At 77.3% G+C, this 16,805-nt stretch carries 18 protein-coding genes and 1 other RNA gene; 7 read left to right on the forward strand and 12 right to left on the reverse strand.

Annotated features, from left to right (window positions below; translation table 11 throughout):
- Window positions 1–3 precede the first annotated feature (3 nt).
- Complete coding sequence (locus G6556_RS09000) at window positions 4–324, reverse strand: hypothetical protein (RefSeq protein WP_166940544.1); 321 nt, start codon at window positions 322–324, stop codon at window positions 4–6.
- Window positions 325–437: 113 nt separating this feature from the next.
- On the reverse strand, window positions 438–974 hold the full coding sequence (locus G6556_RS09005) for a GNAT family N-acetyltransferase (protein ID WP_205693237.1): 537 nt from the start codon (window positions 972–974) through the stop codon (window positions 438–440).
- A gap of 81 nt (window positions 975–1,055) precedes the next feature.
- Between G6556_RS09005 and G6556_RS09010 the strand changes: the two genes are divergently transcribed.
- Window positions 1,056–1,334: a hypothetical protein gene (locus tag G6556_RS09010; protein ID WP_166940546.1), complete on the forward strand. Its 279-nt coding sequence runs from the start codon at window positions 1,056–1,058 to the stop codon at window positions 1,332–1,334.
- 46 nt (window positions 1,335–1,380) lie between these two features.
- Here G6556_RS09010 and G6556_RS09015 read toward each other — a convergent pair whose 3' ends face one another.
- On the reverse strand, window positions 1,381–1,608 hold the full coding sequence (locus G6556_RS09015; RefSeq protein ID WP_166940548.1) for a hypothetical protein: 228 nt from the start codon (window positions 1,606–1,608) through the stop codon (window positions 1,381–1,383).
- Window positions 1,609–1,898: 290 nt separating this feature from the next.
- On the opposite strand from G6556_RS09015, the gene G6556_RS09020 reads away from it, so the two are divergent.
- Window positions 1,899–2,405, forward strand: a complete 507-nt coding sequence (locus tag G6556_RS09020) for a CAP domain-containing protein (protein ID WP_166940550.1) — start codon at window positions 1,899–1,901, stop codon at window positions 2,403–2,405.
- Here the strand turns inward: G6556_RS09020 and G6556_RS09025 are convergent.
- The 4 genes from G6556_RS09025 to G6556_RS09040 all read right to left on the reverse strand — a co-directional run bounded on the left by G6556_RS09025 (window position 2,375) and on the right by G6556_RS09040 (window position 5,132).
- A complete protein-coding gene (locus G6556_RS09025; RefSeq protein WP_166940552.1) occupies window positions 2,375–2,911 on the reverse strand; it encodes a hypothetical protein in 537 nt (178 codons plus the stop codon). The two genes, G6556_RS09020 and G6556_RS09025, sit on opposite strands and share 31 nt — an antisense overlap.
- Window positions 2,912–3,108: 197 nt before the next feature.
- On the reverse strand, window positions 3,109–3,687 hold the full coding sequence (locus G6556_RS09030) for a M15 family metallopeptidase (RefSeq protein WP_166940554.1): 579 nt from the start codon (window positions 3,685–3,687) through the stop codon (window positions 3,109–3,111).
- A 182-nt stretch (window positions 3,688–3,869) separates the two neighbouring features.
- An RNA gene (gene rnpB / locus G6556_RS09035) (RNase P RNA component class A) lies at window positions 3,870–4,256 on the reverse strand.
- Window positions 4,257–4,274: 18 nt separating this feature from the next.
- Window positions 4,275–5,132: a hypothetical protein gene (locus tag G6556_RS09040; RefSeq protein WP_166940556.1), complete on the reverse strand. Its 858-nt coding sequence runs from the start codon at window positions 5,130–5,132 to the stop codon at window positions 4,275–4,277.
- A gap of 121 nt (window positions 5,133–5,253) precedes the next feature.
- Here G6556_RS09040 and G6556_RS09045 point away from each other — a divergent pair, with 121 nt between their 5' ends.
- Window positions 5,254–6,039 carry a peroxide stress protein YaaA gene (locus G6556_RS09045; RefSeq protein ID WP_166940557.1) on the forward strand — a complete coding sequence of 262 codons (786 nt, stop codon included), beginning with the start codon at window positions 5,254–5,256 and terminating at the stop codon, window positions 6,037–6,039.
- A gap of 205 nt (window positions 6,040–6,244) precedes the next feature.
- The gene (locus tag G6556_RS09050) at window positions 6,245–8,206 is read left to right on the forward strand and encodes a threonine/serine exporter family protein (RefSeq protein ID WP_166940559.1); all 1,962 of its coding nucleotides are present in this window, start codon (window positions 6,245–6,247) and stop codon (window positions 8,204–8,206) included.
- A gap of 31 nt (window positions 8,207–8,237) precedes the next feature.
- On the opposite strand, the gene G6556_RS09055 is transcribed toward G6556_RS09050, so the two are convergent.
- The 4 genes from G6556_RS09055 to G6556_RS09070 form a co-directional block, all read right to left on the reverse strand.
- Window positions 8,238–9,011, reverse strand: a complete 774-nt coding sequence (locus G6556_RS09055; RefSeq protein ID WP_166940561.1) for a histidine phosphatase family protein — start codon at window positions 9,009–9,011, stop codon at window positions 8,238–8,240.
- Window positions 9,011–9,751 (reverse strand): hypothetical protein, encoded by a 741-nt coding sequence (locus G6556_RS09060; RefSeq protein WP_166940563.1) that lies wholly within the window; start codon window positions 9,749–9,751, stop codon window positions 9,011–9,013. The genes G6556_RS09055 and G6556_RS09060 overlap by 1 nt, the downstream gene beginning before the upstream one ends.
- Window positions 9,748–10,941: a Nif3-like dinuclear metal center hexameric protein gene (locus tag G6556_RS09065; protein ID WP_166940573.1), complete on the reverse strand. Its 1,194-nt coding sequence runs from the start codon at window positions 10,939–10,941 to the stop codon at window positions 9,748–9,750. The genes G6556_RS09060 and G6556_RS09065 overlap by 4 nt, the downstream gene beginning before the upstream one ends.
- Before the next feature lie 153 nt (window positions 10,942–11,094).
- Window positions 11,095–12,144: a zinc-dependent alcohol dehydrogenase family protein gene (locus G6556_RS09070; RefSeq protein WP_166940565.1), complete on the reverse strand. Its 1,050-nt coding sequence runs from the start codon at window positions 12,142–12,144 to the stop codon at window positions 11,095–11,097.
- Window positions 12,145–12,209: 65 nt separating this feature from the next.
- On the opposite strand from G6556_RS09070, the gene G6556_RS09075 reads away from it, so the two are divergent.
- From G6556_RS09075 to G6556_RS09085, 3 genes are all read left to right on the forward strand, one after another.
- Window positions 12,210–14,126 carry a DUF222 domain-containing protein gene (locus tag G6556_RS09075; RefSeq protein WP_166940567.1) on the forward strand — a complete coding sequence of 639 codons (1,917 nt, stop codon included), beginning with the start codon at window positions 12,210–12,212 and terminating at the stop codon, window positions 14,124–14,126.
- A gap of 9 nt (window positions 14,127–14,135) precedes the next feature.
- A complete protein-coding gene (recR, locus tag G6556_RS09080) occupies window positions 14,136–14,735 on the forward strand; it encodes a recombination mediator RecR (RefSeq protein ID WP_147794914.1) in 600 nt (199 codons plus the stop codon).
- Between the two features lie 171 nt (window positions 14,736–14,906).
- Window positions 14,907–15,476 (forward strand): DUF5063 domain-containing protein, encoded by a 570-nt coding sequence (locus G6556_RS09085; protein ID WP_240934130.1) that lies wholly within the window; start codon window positions 14,907–14,909, stop codon window positions 15,474–15,476.
- A 63-nt stretch (window positions 15,477–15,539) separates the two neighbouring features.
- On the opposite strand, the gene G6556_RS19905 is transcribed toward G6556_RS09085, so the two are convergent.
- On the reverse strand, window positions 15,540–16,805 hold a 1,266-nt coding region (locus G6556_RS19905; protein WP_277344723.1), incomplete at its 5' end, for a LuxR family transcriptional regulator.

A 16,805-nucleotide genomic window follows, 5' to 3' on the forward strand; every position in this document is an offset into this window, starting at 1 on the left:
GCGCTACTCCGGGGGCGGCGTCGCCCGGACCGCCGCGCGGAACCGCGCGGCGCCGCCGGTCGTCATGACCGGCTCCCACTCCCCCGCCTGCACCAGCCCGACGACGTCGAGGTGCACCTGTGCGATGTCGGCCAGCGGCACCGGGAAGTCCGGCGAGGTGGTGCGGCTCTCGGCGAGCGGGACCCCGGCCCCGTCCAGCAGCGTCAGCGTCCAGGTCAGGGCGTCCGTGCCCGCCGGCACCGGCGAGTGCACGTCGACGTGCTGCGCCAGCGCCGCCTCGGGGCCGCTGAGCGCGGCGATCCGGGGCAGGCGTCGTCGTGTCATCCGCGCCCCCTGGGTCGTGCACGGGGCCGTCCTCCCCAGCCCCGGGCCCAGCCTGGGGCCTCGTCGAGCGTTTGACCAGGACCTCGGTCCCAGGTGAGGTCCGCGACCGGCGGTCAGAGCCGCCGCTCGAGCAGCACGACGTCGCGCCACTCGCCGGCCAGCGGACCGTGCGCCATGCGGGCGATCCGCTCGCGCCGGCCCACCACCCGGAAGCCCGCCGCCGCGTGCAGCGCGAGGCTGCCCGCGTTCTCGGGGAACACCGTCGACTGCACCGTCCACACGCCGCCCGCTTCCGCCGACGCGAGCAGGGCGTCCATCAGCGCGCGCCCGACGCCCCGCCCTCGGGCCGCCGCGCCCACGTACAGCGACGCCTCCACCACGCCGGCGTAGACCGCGCGGCGGGACACCGGGGACGCCGCGACCCAGCCGAGCACGGCGTCCGGCCCGGCGGCGCGCCCGGCAACGCCCGCGTCGACCGCCACGAACCGGTGGTCGGGCAGGTGCGAGGCGTCGAACGCCGCCCACGTCGGCGCCGCGCTCTCGAACGTCGCGTGGCCCGTCGCGATCCCCTCGGCGAACACCGCCAGCACCCCGTCGGCGTGCTCGGCGGTCATCGGGCGGACGGTCACGGCGGGCTGCACGCCGGCCATTCTCACCCCGCCCCCGGCCCGTGGGTGACATCACCCACGACCGCCCGCGCGTCGGCGAGGCCGGCGGCGCAAACTGCCGGGATGAACCTCGCGCAGACCGTCCCGGGCGGGTTGTCCCGGCTGCGCGCGGCCGTCCCGCTGCTCAACGCGCGACCGGTCCCGCCCGGCACGCACCACGACGTCGACCGCCCGATCCCGGTCACGGTCACGCTGCGGTGGGAGTCCGGTGCGGAGCCGCTCGACACCGTGGCGGTGGAGTGGACGGCGACGCTGGTGCGGGTGCGGATCGCCGACCTGCGGGTGATGACCGGCGCCGTCTGGGTGCCCGCGGCGGACGTGCGACGGCGCGCCTGCGCGTAGCCGCACGTCCGGCTCGGGGGCGCCGCCGCGGGTACGCCGACGGCGCTCAGGCCAGACGCTCGACCCTGACCGCGGCGTGGTGCTCGCGCGGCGCGCCGGGGCGGGAGCCCCAGGACACGACGCCCTGCGCGACCGCGCCGACCTCGCCCGGGACCGCACCGACGTAGTGCGCGCTGGGGTCGTGGGTGAGGCGCTCCGCGAGCTCCGTGAGGCTGCGGCTGTCGGCGGCCTCGTCGACCGCGAGCCGGGTCATCCTGAAGCGTGCGTCCGTCATGGCGGGCCTCCTCCCCTGACCCTTCCAGCGTACGAGCACTGCTCCAGACCGCGGCGGGCCTCCGCGAAAACGCCGCAGAGGCCGCGAACCGGACATAGGCCACGCCGCACCAGGCACCGTGCACGGATTTTCCGGATCCGCCCGACACCCGACCCGACCAGCGCGGACGCGGCGCACACCGGCACCGCCGGGGCGAACCGGCGCGACTCCCCGGCCGCCCGTGCTTACGGTCGAGCGGATCGGAGCACCCCCGGTCGACGCACCGCACGAGGAGTCCCGGAGGAGTCCCCATGACCCAGCGCCTGTGGATCACCAGCACCGTCACCGCCGGCCTGCTGCTCGGCAGCACCGCCCCCGCGCTGGCCGCCGACGCACCCGCCACCGGCGGCAGCACGACCACGATCACGACGGTCGTCCCGCTCGCGGCGACCGACGTCGACGCCGCCGAGCAGGCGATCCTCGACCGGACGAACGCCCTGCGCGCCGCCGAGGGCAGGCCCGACCTCGTGCGCAACGCCCAGATCGACGCCGTCGCGGCCGCCTGGGCCGAGCACATGGCAACGACCGGGCAGTTCCAGCACAACCCGGACTTCTTCCGGCAGATCCCCGCGGGCTGGCGCACGGCCGGCGAGAACATCGCGATGAACTCCTCCGACCCGGTGGCGCTGATCACCCAGTGGGAGGGCTCGCCGCCGCACCGCGCCAACCTGGTGAACCCGGCGTTCAACCAGATCGGCATCGCGGTCGTCGAGCACGGCGGGCTGTACTACGGGGTCCAGGTGTTCGGCGGGTACTGAGCGGGCGCGTCCACCCGCGCGATCGTCAACGTGGCCGCCGGGGCGGTGATCATCCGCCACAGCATCGACATCGGCAGCCCGGAGCGGACCTCGACCCGCTCACCGGGGGCGAGGTCGAGGTCCAGCGCCGGCGACGTCGTCCAGTCCATCGCCGCGCGCACCCGGTGCCGACCGGGCGGCACCGCGATCTCGACGCTCGTGACGGGTCCCAGCAGGGCGACCAGCTCGCCGTCGAGCGTCACGCGGATGTGCCGCAGCACCCCTGCCGTGTCGTCCCCGCGCGACAGGACGAGCCGGGCCGGCGGCCCTGCCGCCGGGCTCGCCGCACCGACCTCGTGATCACGCGCGCGATCGTCCGGGTGCGCGGCCCGGGTCGCCGCGGCGACGGCGGCCCAGGACAGGGTGAACGCCACGGCGACGGCCAGGACCCATCCCCAGGAGAGCCACCCGCCCGCCACCAGCGCGACCACCACCACGGCCAGGAGCACGACCGCTCCGACGGCCACGACCTTCCGGGACGGCGATCCGCGCCCCGCCCGTCCTCGTCCGCGATCCGGCACCTCGGCCCCCTCCTACCGCCGCCCGTCCTCGCACTCTGCCGCGACCGGGCCGGCCCGGCCTCACGAACGGGAGCGTTCACCCCGACGGGTGAGCGGTCGGCGACGGAGTCTCCGCGACGGGCACCGGCCCTCGCGGCCGGGGCTCAGACCTCCTTGCCGAGCCAGCCGAGCGAGTCGACCACGTGCACCTGGTCCGTCTTCGCCTTGAGCACGCCGAGCCGGATCATCGACTGCTTGTCCCGGAGGTCCCGCTCGGAGGTGACGTGGGTCCGCGTGACACCGTCGCCGACGTACACGCGACCGTCGTGGTACATGTCCTTGAGCCGTGCGAGCGCGATCATCGTGACGTCCTCCTCGACGTGCTTCGGGATGGGTACGGGCTGGCCGGCGCACCGGTCGCAGACGATCCGGTAGGCGACGTGCCAGTCCTCGGTCCGGTCCGTGAACACGAACCCGTGCTCGGGGTGCTTGCGCATCCACGCGCGGGCCTCCGCGGGCAGGTCGAGCGCGTTGCCGAGGACGTGCTCGGACTTCTCGACGGGCGCCACGTAGGCCGGGTACTGCCCGGCGAGGTACAGGGCCCGGAGCCGCCGCTGCTCGTCGGGGTCCCGGTAGGACGACGTGATGCCGCCCGGGCACCCGGCGGCGTGCGCGCGCAGGTACGCCGCGGCCGGCGCGGGTGCGAGCCGGTGGCCGCCGCCGATCGGGACGAGGTCGGTCACGGCCGGCGCCGGGCGGTCGTCGTGGGGCCGCCGCTGATCACGCCGCGCCGGGCGCGGGACGGGACCGCCGCGCCGGGGGTGCCGCTGCCGTGGTGGACCATGCCGTCTCCCGGGTGTCCCGCAGGATGATGGTCGTAGTGTGCTCGCGCAGGCTCCAAGGGCGGCCGAGGCCGCTGGGTGCGCGGATGAGCTGGCCGGTACGCCGGGTTCTGTCCCCGCGCGCGGTTACCCCCGCGCGGGTGGCGACCATCCATCTACGACGCACGTTGCCGTACGCCTCCAGCGGCCTACCCGGGAGCTCGGACGAGCAGCCCTCGAACGCTCCCTGTCTGGCCTTGCTCCGGGTGGGGTTTACCGAGCCGTGCCGGTCGCCCGGCACGCTGGTGGTCTCTTACACCACCGTTTCACCCTTACCACCCCACGGCCCGAGAGCCGTGCGGTGGCGGTCTGCTTTCTGTGGCACTGTCCCGCGGGTCACCCCGGGTGGGCGTTACCCACCACCCTGCCCTGTGGAGCCCGGACGTTCCTCGGCGAGCCCGAGGGCTCGACGCGGCCGCCTGGCCAGCTCATCCGCGCCGGTCAGCCTACTACGCCGCGTCGTCCTGCTCGGTCAGCCGGTAGTGCAGCCGCAGCACGGGCAGGGCGCCGAGGTGCAGGTGGTGGTCGGTGCGGAGCACCCCCTCGTCGTCGACGAGCACGTGGAACCGCTCGTGCACGGGGATGCGCCGCGCCCAGCAGCCGCCCGGCCGGTCGACCACGAGGTACGCGCCGGGGTCGCCCCAGCCTCCGGCGCCCGAGGTCAGCACGAGCCCGCCGCGCGCCGTCGCCGTGGGCCGGAGCAGCACGACCAGGCGCCCGCGCGGCAGCGGGAACGTCACGCGGACCGCGGGCTCGCCGGCGCCGGGCAGCGGCACGACGCCGTACAGGCCGCTGAACACGACGCGGCCGGTCGCCCGCAGCCGGCGGAGCCAGAGCGCGCCGACCTGCGCGCCGTCCCGGACCAGCGGCGTCACCGTGCTCGACATGCCGTGCGCGAGGTCGAGCGACCGCATCGGCAGCGCGAGCTGGTCGAGCCGGCGCGCGAAGAGGGCGGCGACGGCCCAGCCGAACGGCCACGCCCACGGCGCCCAACCCACCCACGCGTCCAGCCGCCATCCGGAGGTGCGCTCGTAGAACCGGCGCACGGGCTCGGCGAGCGCGGCGGCGGCGAACCCGGTGCGGTCGAGGTCGGCCAGGGAGCCGAGCAGGCCGCTCGTGGCCGTGCCCGCGCCCCCAGCGCCCACGGCCGCGCCGAGGCGCTCCGCCTCGCCGGGCAGCCACGCGTCGCCGACCCGGTCGACGTCGCCGACCGGCCCCTGCAGCCACGGCGTCGTGGCGAGGTCGACCCGCCGGCCCGTCCCGCGCACCCAGAGCCGCGTCGCCCCGTCCATCCCCCGCGTCAGCACCCGGCGATGGTCGCACCTCGGACGTCGCCCGCGCGGGAGCCCGGGGCGGAGCCCGCCACGTGGCGCAGCGCACGCCCCGACGGCCGCGGCGCACGGCCCCGGGCCGCCTACAGTACAGCGCGTGCTCATCCTGCTCCCCCCGTCCGAGGGCAAGACCGCGCCGGTCCGCGGTGCCGCCCTCGACCTCGCGTCCCTGTCCTCCCCCGCCCTGACGCCGACCCGCGAGCGGGTGCTGGACGCCCTGATGGCGGCGAGCGCCCGCCCGGACGCGGTGGCGTTGCTGGGCGTCGGCGCGGGCATCGCCGACGAGGTGGCGCGGAACGTCGACCTGCGGCACGCGCCCGCCGCCGAGGCGCGGACGGTCTACACCGGCGTGCTGTACGGCGCGGCGGGCCTGGACCGGCTGACCCCGGCCCAGCGCCGCCGTGCCGCGGAGAGCGTGCGGGTGGTGTCCGGGCTGTGGGGCCTGGTCGCTCCGGAGGACCGCATCCCGGCCTACCGGCTGTCGATGGGCGTCGACCTGCCCGGCGTCGGCCCGCTCGCCGCCGCGTGGCGGGAGCCGCTGCGCGCCGAGCTCGGCCCGCGGGCGGAGGCGGGCGAGCTGGTCGTCGACTGCCGGTCTGCCACCTACCTCGCGGCGTGGAAGCCGCCGCGCGCGGCGCACGGGTCGTGGGTGCAGGTGCGGGTGCTCCGCGAGGTCGACGGGACGCGGTCCGTGGTGTCGCACCACGCGAAGCACACCCGCGGCGTCCTCACCCGGCACCTGGTCACCCGCCGCGGCGCGGCGCTGACGACACCGGAGCACCTGGCCCGCGCCGCGGGCGAGCTGGTGGGCACCGAGCTGCTCGCCGTCGAGCTGGACGCCCCGGCGGGCCGCGCGGCCACGTTGTCGCTCGTCGTCGCCTGAGACCGGCCGGCCGCCCGACCCGGCCGGCCGGCCCGCGGCGCCGCACGGCGTCCGGACCCGCAGCGCGCCCTGCACCGGGCCTTCACCCGGCGCCCACCCGCCGCCCACCGCCGCGGCACGCCACGGCCGACCGCTCCGGCTAGCGTGGTGCGGGTCCGGGCGGCCGCCCGACGACAGCGACCGGCGGGACGGGGACGGCAGCAGCATGCGACGCACGGGCACCGCGCGGGTCGCGGCGCTGCTGCTGGTGCTCGTCCTGGCGCTGGTCGGGGTCGTGGCGGTGGCCGGCGGCCCCGCGGGCGCGACGTCCTCCGACGGCGGCTCGTCCGCGCAGCGCGGCGGGTCCGCCCTGCCGGGCACGACCACCGGCGACGGCCCGGAGGCGAGCACGGGCGAGGGCGCCGGCGCCGGGTCCGGCGAGGTCGCGGTCCCCGCGCCGTCCCCCTCGGCGTCCGCGGCGCAGCCCGCGCCGACCGCGACCCCGGTGCCGACACCGACGCCCACGCAGCAGGTGCCGGTCCCGGCGCCGACGTCGGAGCCGCAGCCCACACCCACGCCGACCCCGAGCCCGGAGCCCGAGCCGACGGGCACCGCGTCGCCGACGCCCACCCCGACGCCGACCGAGGCCGGCGCCGGGGGCACGGAGCGGTTCAGCCGCCCGCCGGCGGTGACCACGTCGACGACGCCGTGGGCCGAGCTGCTCGCCGCGCTCGCCGTCGTCGTCGCCGGGGCCGTCGCGGTGGTCGCGATCTCCGCCCGGCGCGCCCGGCTCGCGGCCGAGGCGGCGTCCGACGGCACGCCCGGCACCGCGACCGCCGCCCTGCCCGCCGCCGGCGCGGCCGACGGCGACACCGCCGAGCTGCCCGCGCCCCCGACGCCGGCCGAGGTGCTGCGGCTCATGGTCGTCGCCGGCGAGGCGATGGTCGACGCCGGGCACACCGTGTCCTCGGTCGCCGACACCCTCGACGAGATCGCCGCCGTGCACGGCGTCCCCGGCACCGAGACCGTCGTGCTGCCGACCGCGCTGCTCGTGTCCGTGCCGGACGGCGACGGCGTCGCCACCGCGGCGGTGTCGACCGGCCGGCGGCCGCTGATGCTGCACCAGGTCGACGAGCTCACCGACGTGCTCCGCGACGCCTCCGACCCCGACGCGGACGTCGCCGGCACGACCGCCCGGATCGCGCTGCTGCGCACGACCGCGCCGCCGTTCGGGATGCTCGCGCGGCTGGGCGGGTACCTGATGCTGTCGGTCGGCCTGGCGGCGCTGCTCGGCGGCTCGTGGGTGGACCTGCTGATGGCCGCCGGGCTCGGCCTCGCGGTCGGCGCGGTCCAGCTGGTCGTCGGCCGGATGCCGAGCGGCGTCGAGGTGCTGGTGACCGTGGCCTCGGCGTTCGTCGTGGCGGCGGTCGTGCTGCTCGCGGCCCGCGTGGTCCCCGACCTCGGCGTGCTGCCGTCGTTGGTCGCGCCGCTGGTGCTGTTCCTGCCCGGCGGTCTGCTGACCACCGGGGTGATCGAGCTCGCGACCGGGCAGATGCTGTCCGGCGCCGGCCGGATCGCCGCCGGGGCGATGCAGCTGGTGCTGCTCGCGGGCGGCATCGTCGCGGCCGCCGCGCTGGTCGGGGTCCCGGCGGTCGACCTGGCGTCGGGCGGGAACCCGCTCGGGCCGGTGGCGCCGTGGATCGGCGTCGCGGTGTTCGGCGCCGGCACGGTGGTCTACCGGTGCGGGCGGCCGCGGACGATCGGCTGGGTGATCCTGGTTCTGGCCGTGGCCTACGGGGCGCAGGTGCTCGGCGACGCGCTGCTCGGCGGGGCGCTGTCGGCGTTCGTCGGCGCGCTGGCGATGACGCCGGTCGCGCTGGCCGTCGCGCGGTTCCCGTCGGGCCCGTCGCCGCTGGTGTCGTTCCTGCCGGCGTTCTGGCTCCTGGTGCCCGGGGCGCTCGGCCTGGTCGGGGTGACGAGCCTGCTCGACGGCGACAGCAACGGGGTGTCGACCCTGGTCACGACCGGCGGCACGATGGTCGCGATCGCGCTGGGCGTGCTCGTCGGGCTGTCCGCGGCCCGCGGGCTGCCCGGGCGGCAGGCGCGCTGGTCGCTGGGCGGCGTCCCGGGGCTGATGCCGGCCGCGCGGCCGTGGCCGCGCCGGGGCCGCACGGACCCGCCGGTCTGAGACCTGCGGGTCCGGGACCGGACGGCCGCGGTCAGCCGCGCGCGGGCCAGCCCTCGCTCGGCGCGCCCGCCACGGCGACCTCGTCCCGCTTGTCCGCGAACAGCCGCACGATGCTCACCGACGCCGGGGCGACCCGCAGCTGGCTCCACGACCCCGGCTGCGCGCCCATGGTCCGGCCCAGCGCGGCCCGGATCGCCACCGCGTGCGACACGACGACCACGGTCCGGTCGGTGCCGGCGGCGAGCAGGCCGTCGAGCCCGGCGCCGATCCGCTCCCCCACGTCGGCGATCGACTCGCCGCCCTCGGGGCGCAGGTCCGCGCGGGTGTGCCACGGCTCGAGCTGCCCGGGCCAGCGCTGCTCGATCTCCTCGGCGGTCAGCCCCTGCCAGGCGCCGAAGTCGGCCTCCTGGAACGCCGCGTCGACGCGCGGGGTGAGCCCGAGCCGAGCGCCGATGATCGCCGCGGTCTCCCGGGTGCGGACCATCGGCGAGGCGATGAGCTCGGTGGGGTACGGGACGTCGCCCCACAGGTCGTCGCCGACGCGGCGGACCAGCTCGCCCGCGGCGGCGGCCTGGGCACGCCCGCGCTCGGTGAGCGACGGTCCGGGCTCCGAGGAGCCCGAGTAGCCCCGGGAGACGGTCATCTCCGTCTCACCGTGCCGGACCAGGATGACCGTCACCGGCTGCGCGTCGTCGAACCGGACCGCCGCGCCCGAGGGACGGCCGCGACGGGGCGGCGCGGGGGTCCTCGCCTCGGGCTCCAGCGGCTGCGCGGTGCCCTCCGGCCCCGGCCCGTCGGCGGCCATCAGAACGCGTCCTCGCCGCGGACCAGGATCCGGCCCGAGTCCTCGCAGTACACGATCTCGTCCTCCGGGGTCGCCTTGATCTTCGCGAGCTCGGTCGCGGGCACCGGCAGGCCGCTGCCCTCGGAGCGGCCGTGCCGCAGCGCCGCGACGGCCACGCCGCCGAGCCGCCCGCGCAACCGGTCGTACAGCGCGATCAGCGGCTCGGCCAGCGGCGCGGCCAGGGCGTCGCGCTGGGTCCGCACCTCGGCGGCCTGCTTCTCGATGACCGCCAGCTCGGCGTCCCGCTCGGCCACGACGGCCGCGCGGTCGTTGAGCAGCGCGGCGTGCGCGGTGGTGAGCTCGCCCAGCGTGCCCTCGTGCGCCTCCAGCCGCTCCATGGCCTCCAGCTCGACCTCCTCGAGGTCGCCCTGCCGGCGGGCCAGCGACACGAGCTCGCTCTGCAGCGCCTGCAGGTCCTTCGCGGAGCCCTGCCCGGAGTCGAGGCGGGACTGGTCGCGCGCGGCGCGGTCCCGGACCTGCTGCACGTCGGACTCGGCCTTGCGGACCTCGCGCTGGATGTCGCCCACGGCGGTGCGCGAGGCGGCGATCGCGGTGTCCAGGTCCTTCAGCTGCGCGTCGAGCTCGGCGATCCGCTGGTGCTGCGGCAGCGCGGTGCGCCGGTGCGCCAGCTGGTCGAGCTTCGTGTCGAGCCCCTGGAGGTCGAGCAGCCGCTTCTGGTCCTGCGGGGAGGCCTTGGTCACGGGTGGTGTCCTTCCGACGGTGCGGTGGTGCTGGAGGGCGCCGGGACGCGGCCGGTCCACGGGTCGGTGCGCAGGGTGCTCACGCGGGTCTCCACCGTAGTGCCGCGCGCGGCCAGGTCGGCGCGCAGGTCGCGCTCCGCGCCGCGGAGCCACGGCCACTCCGAGGCGAAGTGCGCCGCGTCGACCAGGTACGGGGGGCTGGCGGCGGCCCCGCGGCCCTCGAACTCCGCCCGCTCGCGCAGCTCGGACGCGGGGTGGTGCCGCAGGTCCGCGGTCAGGTACACGTCGGCGCCGGACGCCCGGACGTCGTCGAACAGCGAGTCGCCCGACCCGCCGACGACCGCCACCGTCCGCACGGTCGCGTCCGGCGGTCCCGCGTACCGGATGCCCTGGGCCGTCGCGGGCAGCGCGGCGGCCACCCGCTCGGCGAACGCGTGCAGGCTCAGCGGCTCCGCGAGGTGGCCGACCCGCCCGATGCCGGTCGGGCCGTCCCAGGTCGCGAGCTCCAGGACGTCGAAGGCCGGCTCCTCGTACGGGTGCGCGGCGCGCATCGCGGCGACGACCGCCGTGCGCAGCCGGCGTGGCGCGACCATCTCGACGCGCGCCTCCACCACCCGGGCCGCCTCGCCCGCGCGGCCGACCGCCGGGGTGGCGGCGTCGGACGGCGTGAACGTGCCCTCCCCCGTGCTCGTCCAGGCGCACCGGGTGTACTCGCCGATCGCACCGGCGCCGGCTGCGGCCAGCGCGTCGACCAGGCGCTCGGCGTCGCCCGCGGGGACGAACACCACGTGCTTGTCGAGCGGCTCGGCCGGGGCCGGGACCAGCGGGCGGAGGTCCGCCAGGCCCACGAGGCGGGCGAGCTCGTCGGCGACGCCGCCGGCCGCCGCGTCCGCGTTGGTGTGCGCCGTGTACAGCGCGACGCCGCCGCGGATCAGCCGGTGCAGGAGCGCGCCCTTCGCGCTGGTCGCGGCGACCGAGTGGATCCCGCGCAGCAGCAGCGGGTGGTGCACGACGACCAGGTCGGCCTCCCACTCCAGGGCCTCGTCGACGACGGCGGCCACCGGGTCGACCGCGAGCAGCACCCGGCGGACCGGCTGGGCCGGGTCACCGGTCACCAGGCCGACGCGGTCCCACGACTCGGCGGTGCGCGGCGGGTAGCGGCGCTCCAGCACGCCGACGACGTCGGCCAGGGTGGCGTGCGCGGACGACGCGGCGGGCGGGGTCGACGGGTCGGGCGTGGTCGACGGGTCGGGCTGGCTCACGCGGTCGAACCTACCCGGGCGGGTCACCCGCGCGCCGCCCGGGGCCGCGGCCGACGGGCGCCGGGCACCGGGCGCCGGGCCTCAGGGCAGCAGCATCGACTTGATCGCCCGGCGCTCGTCCATCGCGGCGTACGCCTCGGCGACCTCGTCCAGCGGCAGCACCAGGTCGAACACCTTGCCCGGCTGGATCGCGCCCGACCACACCTCGGCGGCGAGCTCCTCGATGTACGCCCGCACCGGGGCGATCCCGCCGCGGACGCCGACGTTCGTGCCGAACATCTGCTGCACCGGCAGCTCGGGGCCGCCCGCGGGGACGCCGACGAACCCGACCTGCCCGCCCGGGCGCGCCGTGTCGAGCGCCTGCTGCATCGACTCCTTGGTGCCGACGCACTCCAGCACCTGGTCCGGGCCGACCCCGCCGAGCAGGTCGCGCACCGCCGCCGCGCCCTCGTCGCCGCGCTCGGCCACGACGTCGGTCGCGCCGAACTCGCGGGCCAGCGCCTGCCGGGACGCGTGCCGGGACAGCGCGACGACGCGCTCGGCGCCCAGCCGCTTCGCCGCGATGACCGCGCACAGCCCGACCGCGCCGTCGCCGACGACCGCGACCGTCGAGCCCGGGCCGACGCCCGCCGACAGGGCCGCGTGGTGGCCCGTGCCCATCACGTCGGTCAGCGTGAGCACGTGCGGGAGCAGGTCGTCGTCCGGCGCCTCCGGCATCGCGACCAGGGTGCCGTCGGCGAGCGGCACCCGGACGAACTCGCCCTGCCCGGCGTCGGTGAACACGCCCTCCGCGTCGTCGCCGCCCCAGCCGCTGCTGTGCACGCACGAGGTGTGCACGCCGTTCCGGCAGTGCACGCAGGTGCCGTCGGAGACGGTGAACGGCGCCACGACGAACTGGCCGGGGCGCAGCGTCCGGACGTCCGAGCCGACCTCCTCGACCACGCCGACGAACTCGTGCCCGATCCGGCGCGGCTGCTTGGTGGGCCGCACGCCCCGGTAGGGCCACAGGTCCGAGCCGCACACGCACGACGCCACAACACGCACGAGGGCGTCGGTCGGGCGCTGGATGGTGGGGTCCGGCACCTGCTCGAGGCGGACGTCGTGGGGGCCGTGGATGAGGGTCGCTCGCACGACGGCAGCCTACGACGGGCCCCGGCGGGCGGGGGCGTGTCAGTGGTCGCCGGTAGGGTCTTTTCATGGTTGACCTGCAGGAACACCCCGATGGCGACGCGGTCGCCGCCGGGGTGCTGCCGGTCTACGGGCCCGACGGGACGTGCCTGACCGACTACGGTCCGGACCCGGTGATGGCCGCCGGTGGGGCGCCGAGGACGGGTGAGCAGCGGCAGGTCGAGGCGATCGCCTCCTGCCCGCCCGGACCGGTCCTGGACGCGTGGTTGCGCGGGTTGGACCTGAAGGTGCTGCCCTCGGCGGTGGTGGTCCAGGTCATCGCCGCAAGGGTGCGGATGCAGGCGCATCAGCACGCCGCGATGCTGGAAGCGGTCGCGGAGCTCGCCTCCCGACCCGAGATGCGCCCGGACTGGTCGCCGCTGGCGGGGGCGCCGCCGACGCAGCCGTGCGTCGCCGGGGACGAGCTGTCCATGCGGCTCGGCTGGGCCCGGGTCACGGCGACCAAGGTGGTGCACCGGGCGCTGGTGCTGGACGGGATGCTCGTGGCGACGGGTGAGGCGCTGGCGTCCGGGCACCTGGACGCCGCGAAGGCCGAGGTGCTGGCCGCCGGGCTGGCGGACCTGCCCTATCAGGCGGCGCACGCGGTCGAGGACGCGGTGCTGCCGGACGCGGCGCAGTGCTCGGCGCGGCAGTTGGCGCGGCGGGTGGAGCAGGAGGTCCGGCTGGTCGACCCGGACGGTGCGGCCGGGCGGGGCCGGCGGGCGCGGTGCACGCGGCGGGTCACGCATCCGCGGCCGCAGCCGCACGGGATGGCCTCGATGTGGGTGGTCATGGCCGCCGAGGACGCCACGCGGGTCGACGGGGTCCTGGACCACACCGCCCGGGCGGCGAAGGCCCTGGGCGATGAGCGCACGCTGGACCAGCTGCGGGCCGACGGGCTGCGGGACCTGGTGGTCGGGGACGTGCCGAGCAGTGACGGGCCGGCGTTCGAGGTCCACCTGGACCCGCCTGCGCCGGTGCTGCCCGCACCGCGCCGGTCGTCGCCGTGGCCCGTGACCACGACCCGGGGGCGGCTGGTGCATCCGCGCCCGGTCGAGCCGGTCCCCACCGCCACGCTGGTCCCCCTCGCCGGGTCCGCGTCAGCCGGCAGCCACGCACCCCCGACCGCCACCGTTCCGCACACCGCCGCACCGCACGACGGACCCGCGCACGCCGCGACCACGGCGCCGGCCGCCCTCGGACCCGGCACCCCGGTCATCGAGCCTGCCCTGACAGCAGCCACCCCATCGCCCGACCCGGGAGTGGCCGAGCACGCCGAGCCGGACGGGCGCGCCGAGCCGACCGAACGCGCGAGCGGGCAGCGCGGGTGCGGCGGACGCTGCACCGGCCGCCCGGGCGCCGAGGTACGCCTCACGATCAGCGCCTCGACCCTGCTGGGCCTGGACGACCAGCCCGCCGACCTCGACGGGTACGGACCGATCGACGCCGTCCGCGCCCGCGCCCTCGCAGCCGGCGGGGTCTGGCGGCGGGTTGTCACCGACCCGGTCACGGGCCAGGTGCTGGACGTCGGACGCACGCGCTACCGCCCACCGCCGCCCTCGCCGAGCACGTCCGCACCCGCGACGGGACCTGCGCGGCGCCCGGGTGCACGGTCCCGGCCCGGCGCGCCGACCTGGACCACACCACCGCGTACCACCCCCACCCCGGCGCCGACCCCGCCGAGCCCCTGGGCCGCACCGACGCCGACAACCTCGGACCCCTGTGCCGGCGCCACCACCGCCCCAAGACCGACGGCGGGTACCGCCTGCGCCAGGTCAGCGCCGGACTGTTCGAGTGGGTCACCCCCACTGGCCACCGGTACCTCACCCGCCCCGGCACCGGCCGGAGCCACGACGCCACCACCGACCCCCACGACGCACCCCCGCCGTTCTAGCCGCGGGTCCGGACGTCGTGGCGGCACGGGTGTTGTGGGTGGCGGGCCGTAGGCTGGGGCTGTGTACGAGGGCGCGGTCCAGGACCTGATCGACGAGCTGGGGCGGCTGCCCGGCGTCGGTCCCAAGAGCGCGCAGCGGATCGCGTTCCACATCCTCGCGGCGGACCCGACGGACGTGCGCCGCCTGGTCGACGCGCTCACCGAGGTCAAGGCCAAGGTCCGGTTCTGCGTGCAGTGCGGCAACGTCGCGGAGGAGGACCTCTGCCGGATCTGCCGCGACCCGCGCCGGTCGCCTGCGGTGCTGTGCGTGGTCGAGGAGCCGAAGGACGTCGTCGCGATCGAGCGCACCCGGGAGTTCCGCGGGAGGTACCACGTGCTCGGCGGCGCCATCAACCCGATCGCGGGTGTCGGGCCGGACGACCTGCGGATCAAGGACCTCATGACGCGGCTGGCCGACGGCACCGTGACCGAGGTGATCCTGGCGACGGACCCGAACGTCGAGGGCGAGGCGACCGCGACGTACCTGGCGCGGCTGCTCGTGCCGATGGGCCTGACGATCAGCCGCCTGGCCTCGGGGCTGCCGGTGGGCGGCGACCTGGAGTACGCCGACGAGGTCACGCTCGGCCGGGCGTTCGAGGGCCGGCGGCGCATCAGCGCCTGACCTCCGGCGTCTCCTCCCGGGTCGCTGTCCGGTTTGTCCGCTCGGGTCGGACGGCATGAGCGTGTCGCGGCCGTCGGCGGGCGCGTCGCGATGCGGAGGGGCAGCATGGCCCCCGTGACCGCACCCGAGGACGACCTGCGCGTGGCGACCGACTCGGCCCAGGTGGACGACCTGGCGCTCGACCCGGAGGCCGCCGACCTGCGCGCCGTGGCGGACTCGACGGCGCGGGAGTGCCGGGCGTTCCTGACGACGGTCACCGAGGTCGCCTCGGGCAGCAACCCGGACGCCGCGATCCCGCTGCTGCTGCTCGCCGTGTCGGACGTGCTGTCGGTCGGTGCGCGGCTGGGGGCGATCGTGGACGTGGTCCCGACGGACCGGTTCGAGCCGGACGTCGGCCCGGACCCCGACGTCGAGCCGCTGCGCGCCGCGCTGGCGAACGTGCTCGACGGGGTGGACGAGTACGCCGAGGTGGTGGACCCGGTCCTCGGCGGCGAGGTCACCGCGTCGACGCTGTCGGGCGACCTGGTGGCGGTGGCGGGCGCGCTCGTGCAGGGCCTGCGGCACCACGACCGCGGCCACGTGCTGGAGGCGCTGTGGTGGTGGCAGTTCTCCTACCTGTCGACGTGGGGCGAGCGGGCGGCGAGCGTGCTCCGCACCCTGCAGACGCTGCTGGCGCACCTGCGGCTGGACGTGGACGACGACGTGGCGGCCGAGGCGGAGTACGACGCGCTGCAGCCCTGACACCCCCGGCGGACCGGAACGGCGCGGCACACCTGGCCGGCGGCCGCCCCCGGGCGGGGTCGCTCAGCCCACGGTCCAGCCGCTGAGGTCTCCCCGGGTGCGGTAGCCGAGCTTCCGCAGCGCGCGGCTCATGTGGTTCTCGACGGTGCGGACGCTCAGGTGCAGCCGCTCGGCGATCTCCCGGTTGCTGAGGCCGTCGCGCCCGAGGGCCGCCACCTCGCGCTCCCGCTCCGACAGCGGCTCGGCGCGCGCCGGCGGCGGCAGGTCCGGGACGGCGCCGTCGTCCAGCCCGAGCAGCCGGCGCGCGGCGGCGGCGAGCGGGCGGGTCACGCGCGGCCGGATGCGGGGCAGCGCGGCGGCGGTGGCGGCCTCGTCGCGGTCGGCGACGGCGAGCTGGAGGTCGAGGTACGGGTCGAGCAGCGGCAGCACGACGCCCCGCCGGACGGCGCGGACGGTCGCGGCGCGGTCGGGGGTGAGCGCCGGCGGGGCGAGCGCCCAGGTGAGCAGGGCGGGCTGCCGGAGGCCGGCCTCGGCGTAGGAGGACCCGGCGCGCCAGGCGATCTCGGCACCGGTCGCGGGGTCGCCGTCGGCCCCGGCGACCGCGACCGCGCCGACGACGCGCAGCGAGCGGACCAGCGGCCGGTAGAGCTTCGGGGTCTTCTCGAGCTCGCGCAGCAGCGCCCGGGCCAGGTCGACGTGCCCGGCACCGACCTGCAGCACCGTCCCGATGGCGAGCCCGCGCCGGTAGTAGGTGGTCTCCACCGGTCCGGCGGGTCCGAGGCGCAGGGCGGTGCTGAGCACCCGCCAGGCGGCGTCGATCTCGCCGGAGAAGCAGAGCACCTCCGCCAGGACGGTGGCGTGCACCCGGATGCCGAACGCGTCGTAGGCGTCGTACGCGGAGCTGAGCAGCACGCGCTCGTGCTGCTCGGCCTCGTCCAGCCGCCCGAGCAGACCCAGGCACTCGCCGCGCAGGGCCGCGCGGTAGTGCCGGACCTCGTCGGCGTCACGACCGGCGACGCCCTCCCCGGCGACGCCGGCACCGGCACCGGCCCGGTCGGCGGCGTCGGCCCGGTCGAGGACGGCCAGGCCGAGGTCGGGGCGGCCGGACTCCAGGAGCGCGGCGGCGCGCAGCAGCTCAGGGGCACCGCGGAGCCGGGGGACGGCCACGGTCGGCGCCTCGGCGGCCGCGACCTCCTCGGCGGGCCGGCCGTCCCGGATCTCGGTGACGAGCTGCTGCTTGAGGTCCTCCAGGGCGACGAGCCGGGCGAGCGCATCGTCGGCGGGGACGGTCCGCGCCCGCCCACGGCCGTCGGCGGCGACCAGTCCGTC

The organism is Cellulomonas sp. IC4_254 (assembly GCF_011603975.1).
GTDB lineage: Bacteria > Actinomycetota > Actinomycetes > Actinomycetales > Cellulomonadaceae > Cellulomonas.

Bases quoted from the DNA above. Each gene is read 5' to 3' on its own strand.
- G6556_RS09005 (WP_205693237.1), bottom strand. From the start codon at position 974: ATGGCCGGCGTGCAGCCCGCCGTGACCGTCCGCCCGATGACCGCCGAG.
- G6556_RS09020 (WP_166940550.1), top strand. From the start codon at position 1,899: ATGACCCAGCGCCTGTGGATCACCAGCACCGTCACCGCCGGCCTGCTG.
- G6556_RS09055 (WP_166940561.1), bottom strand. From the start codon at position 9,011: ATGGCCGCCGACGGGCCGGGGCCGGAGGGCACCGCGCAGCCGCTGGAG.
- G6556_RS09000 (WP_166940544.1), bottom strand. From the start codon at position 324: ATGACACGACGACGCCTGCCCCGGATCGCCGCGCTCAGCGGCCCCGAG.
- G6556_RS09075 (WP_166940567.1), top strand. From the start codon at position 12,210: ATGGTTGACCTGCAGGAACACCCCGATGGCGACGCGGTCGCCGCCGGG.
- G6556_RS09010 (WP_166940546.1), top strand. From the start codon at position 1,056: ATGAACCTCGCGCAGACCGTCCCGGGCGGGTTGTCCCGGCTGCGCGCG.
- G6556_RS09015 (WP_166940548.1), bottom strand. From the start codon at position 1,608: ATGACGGACGCACGCTTCAGGATGACCCGGCTCGCGGTCGACGAGGCC.
- G6556_RS09050 (WP_166940559.1), top strand. From the start codon at position 6,245: ATGCGACGCACGGGCACCGCGCGGGTCGCGGCGCTGCTGCTGGTGCTC.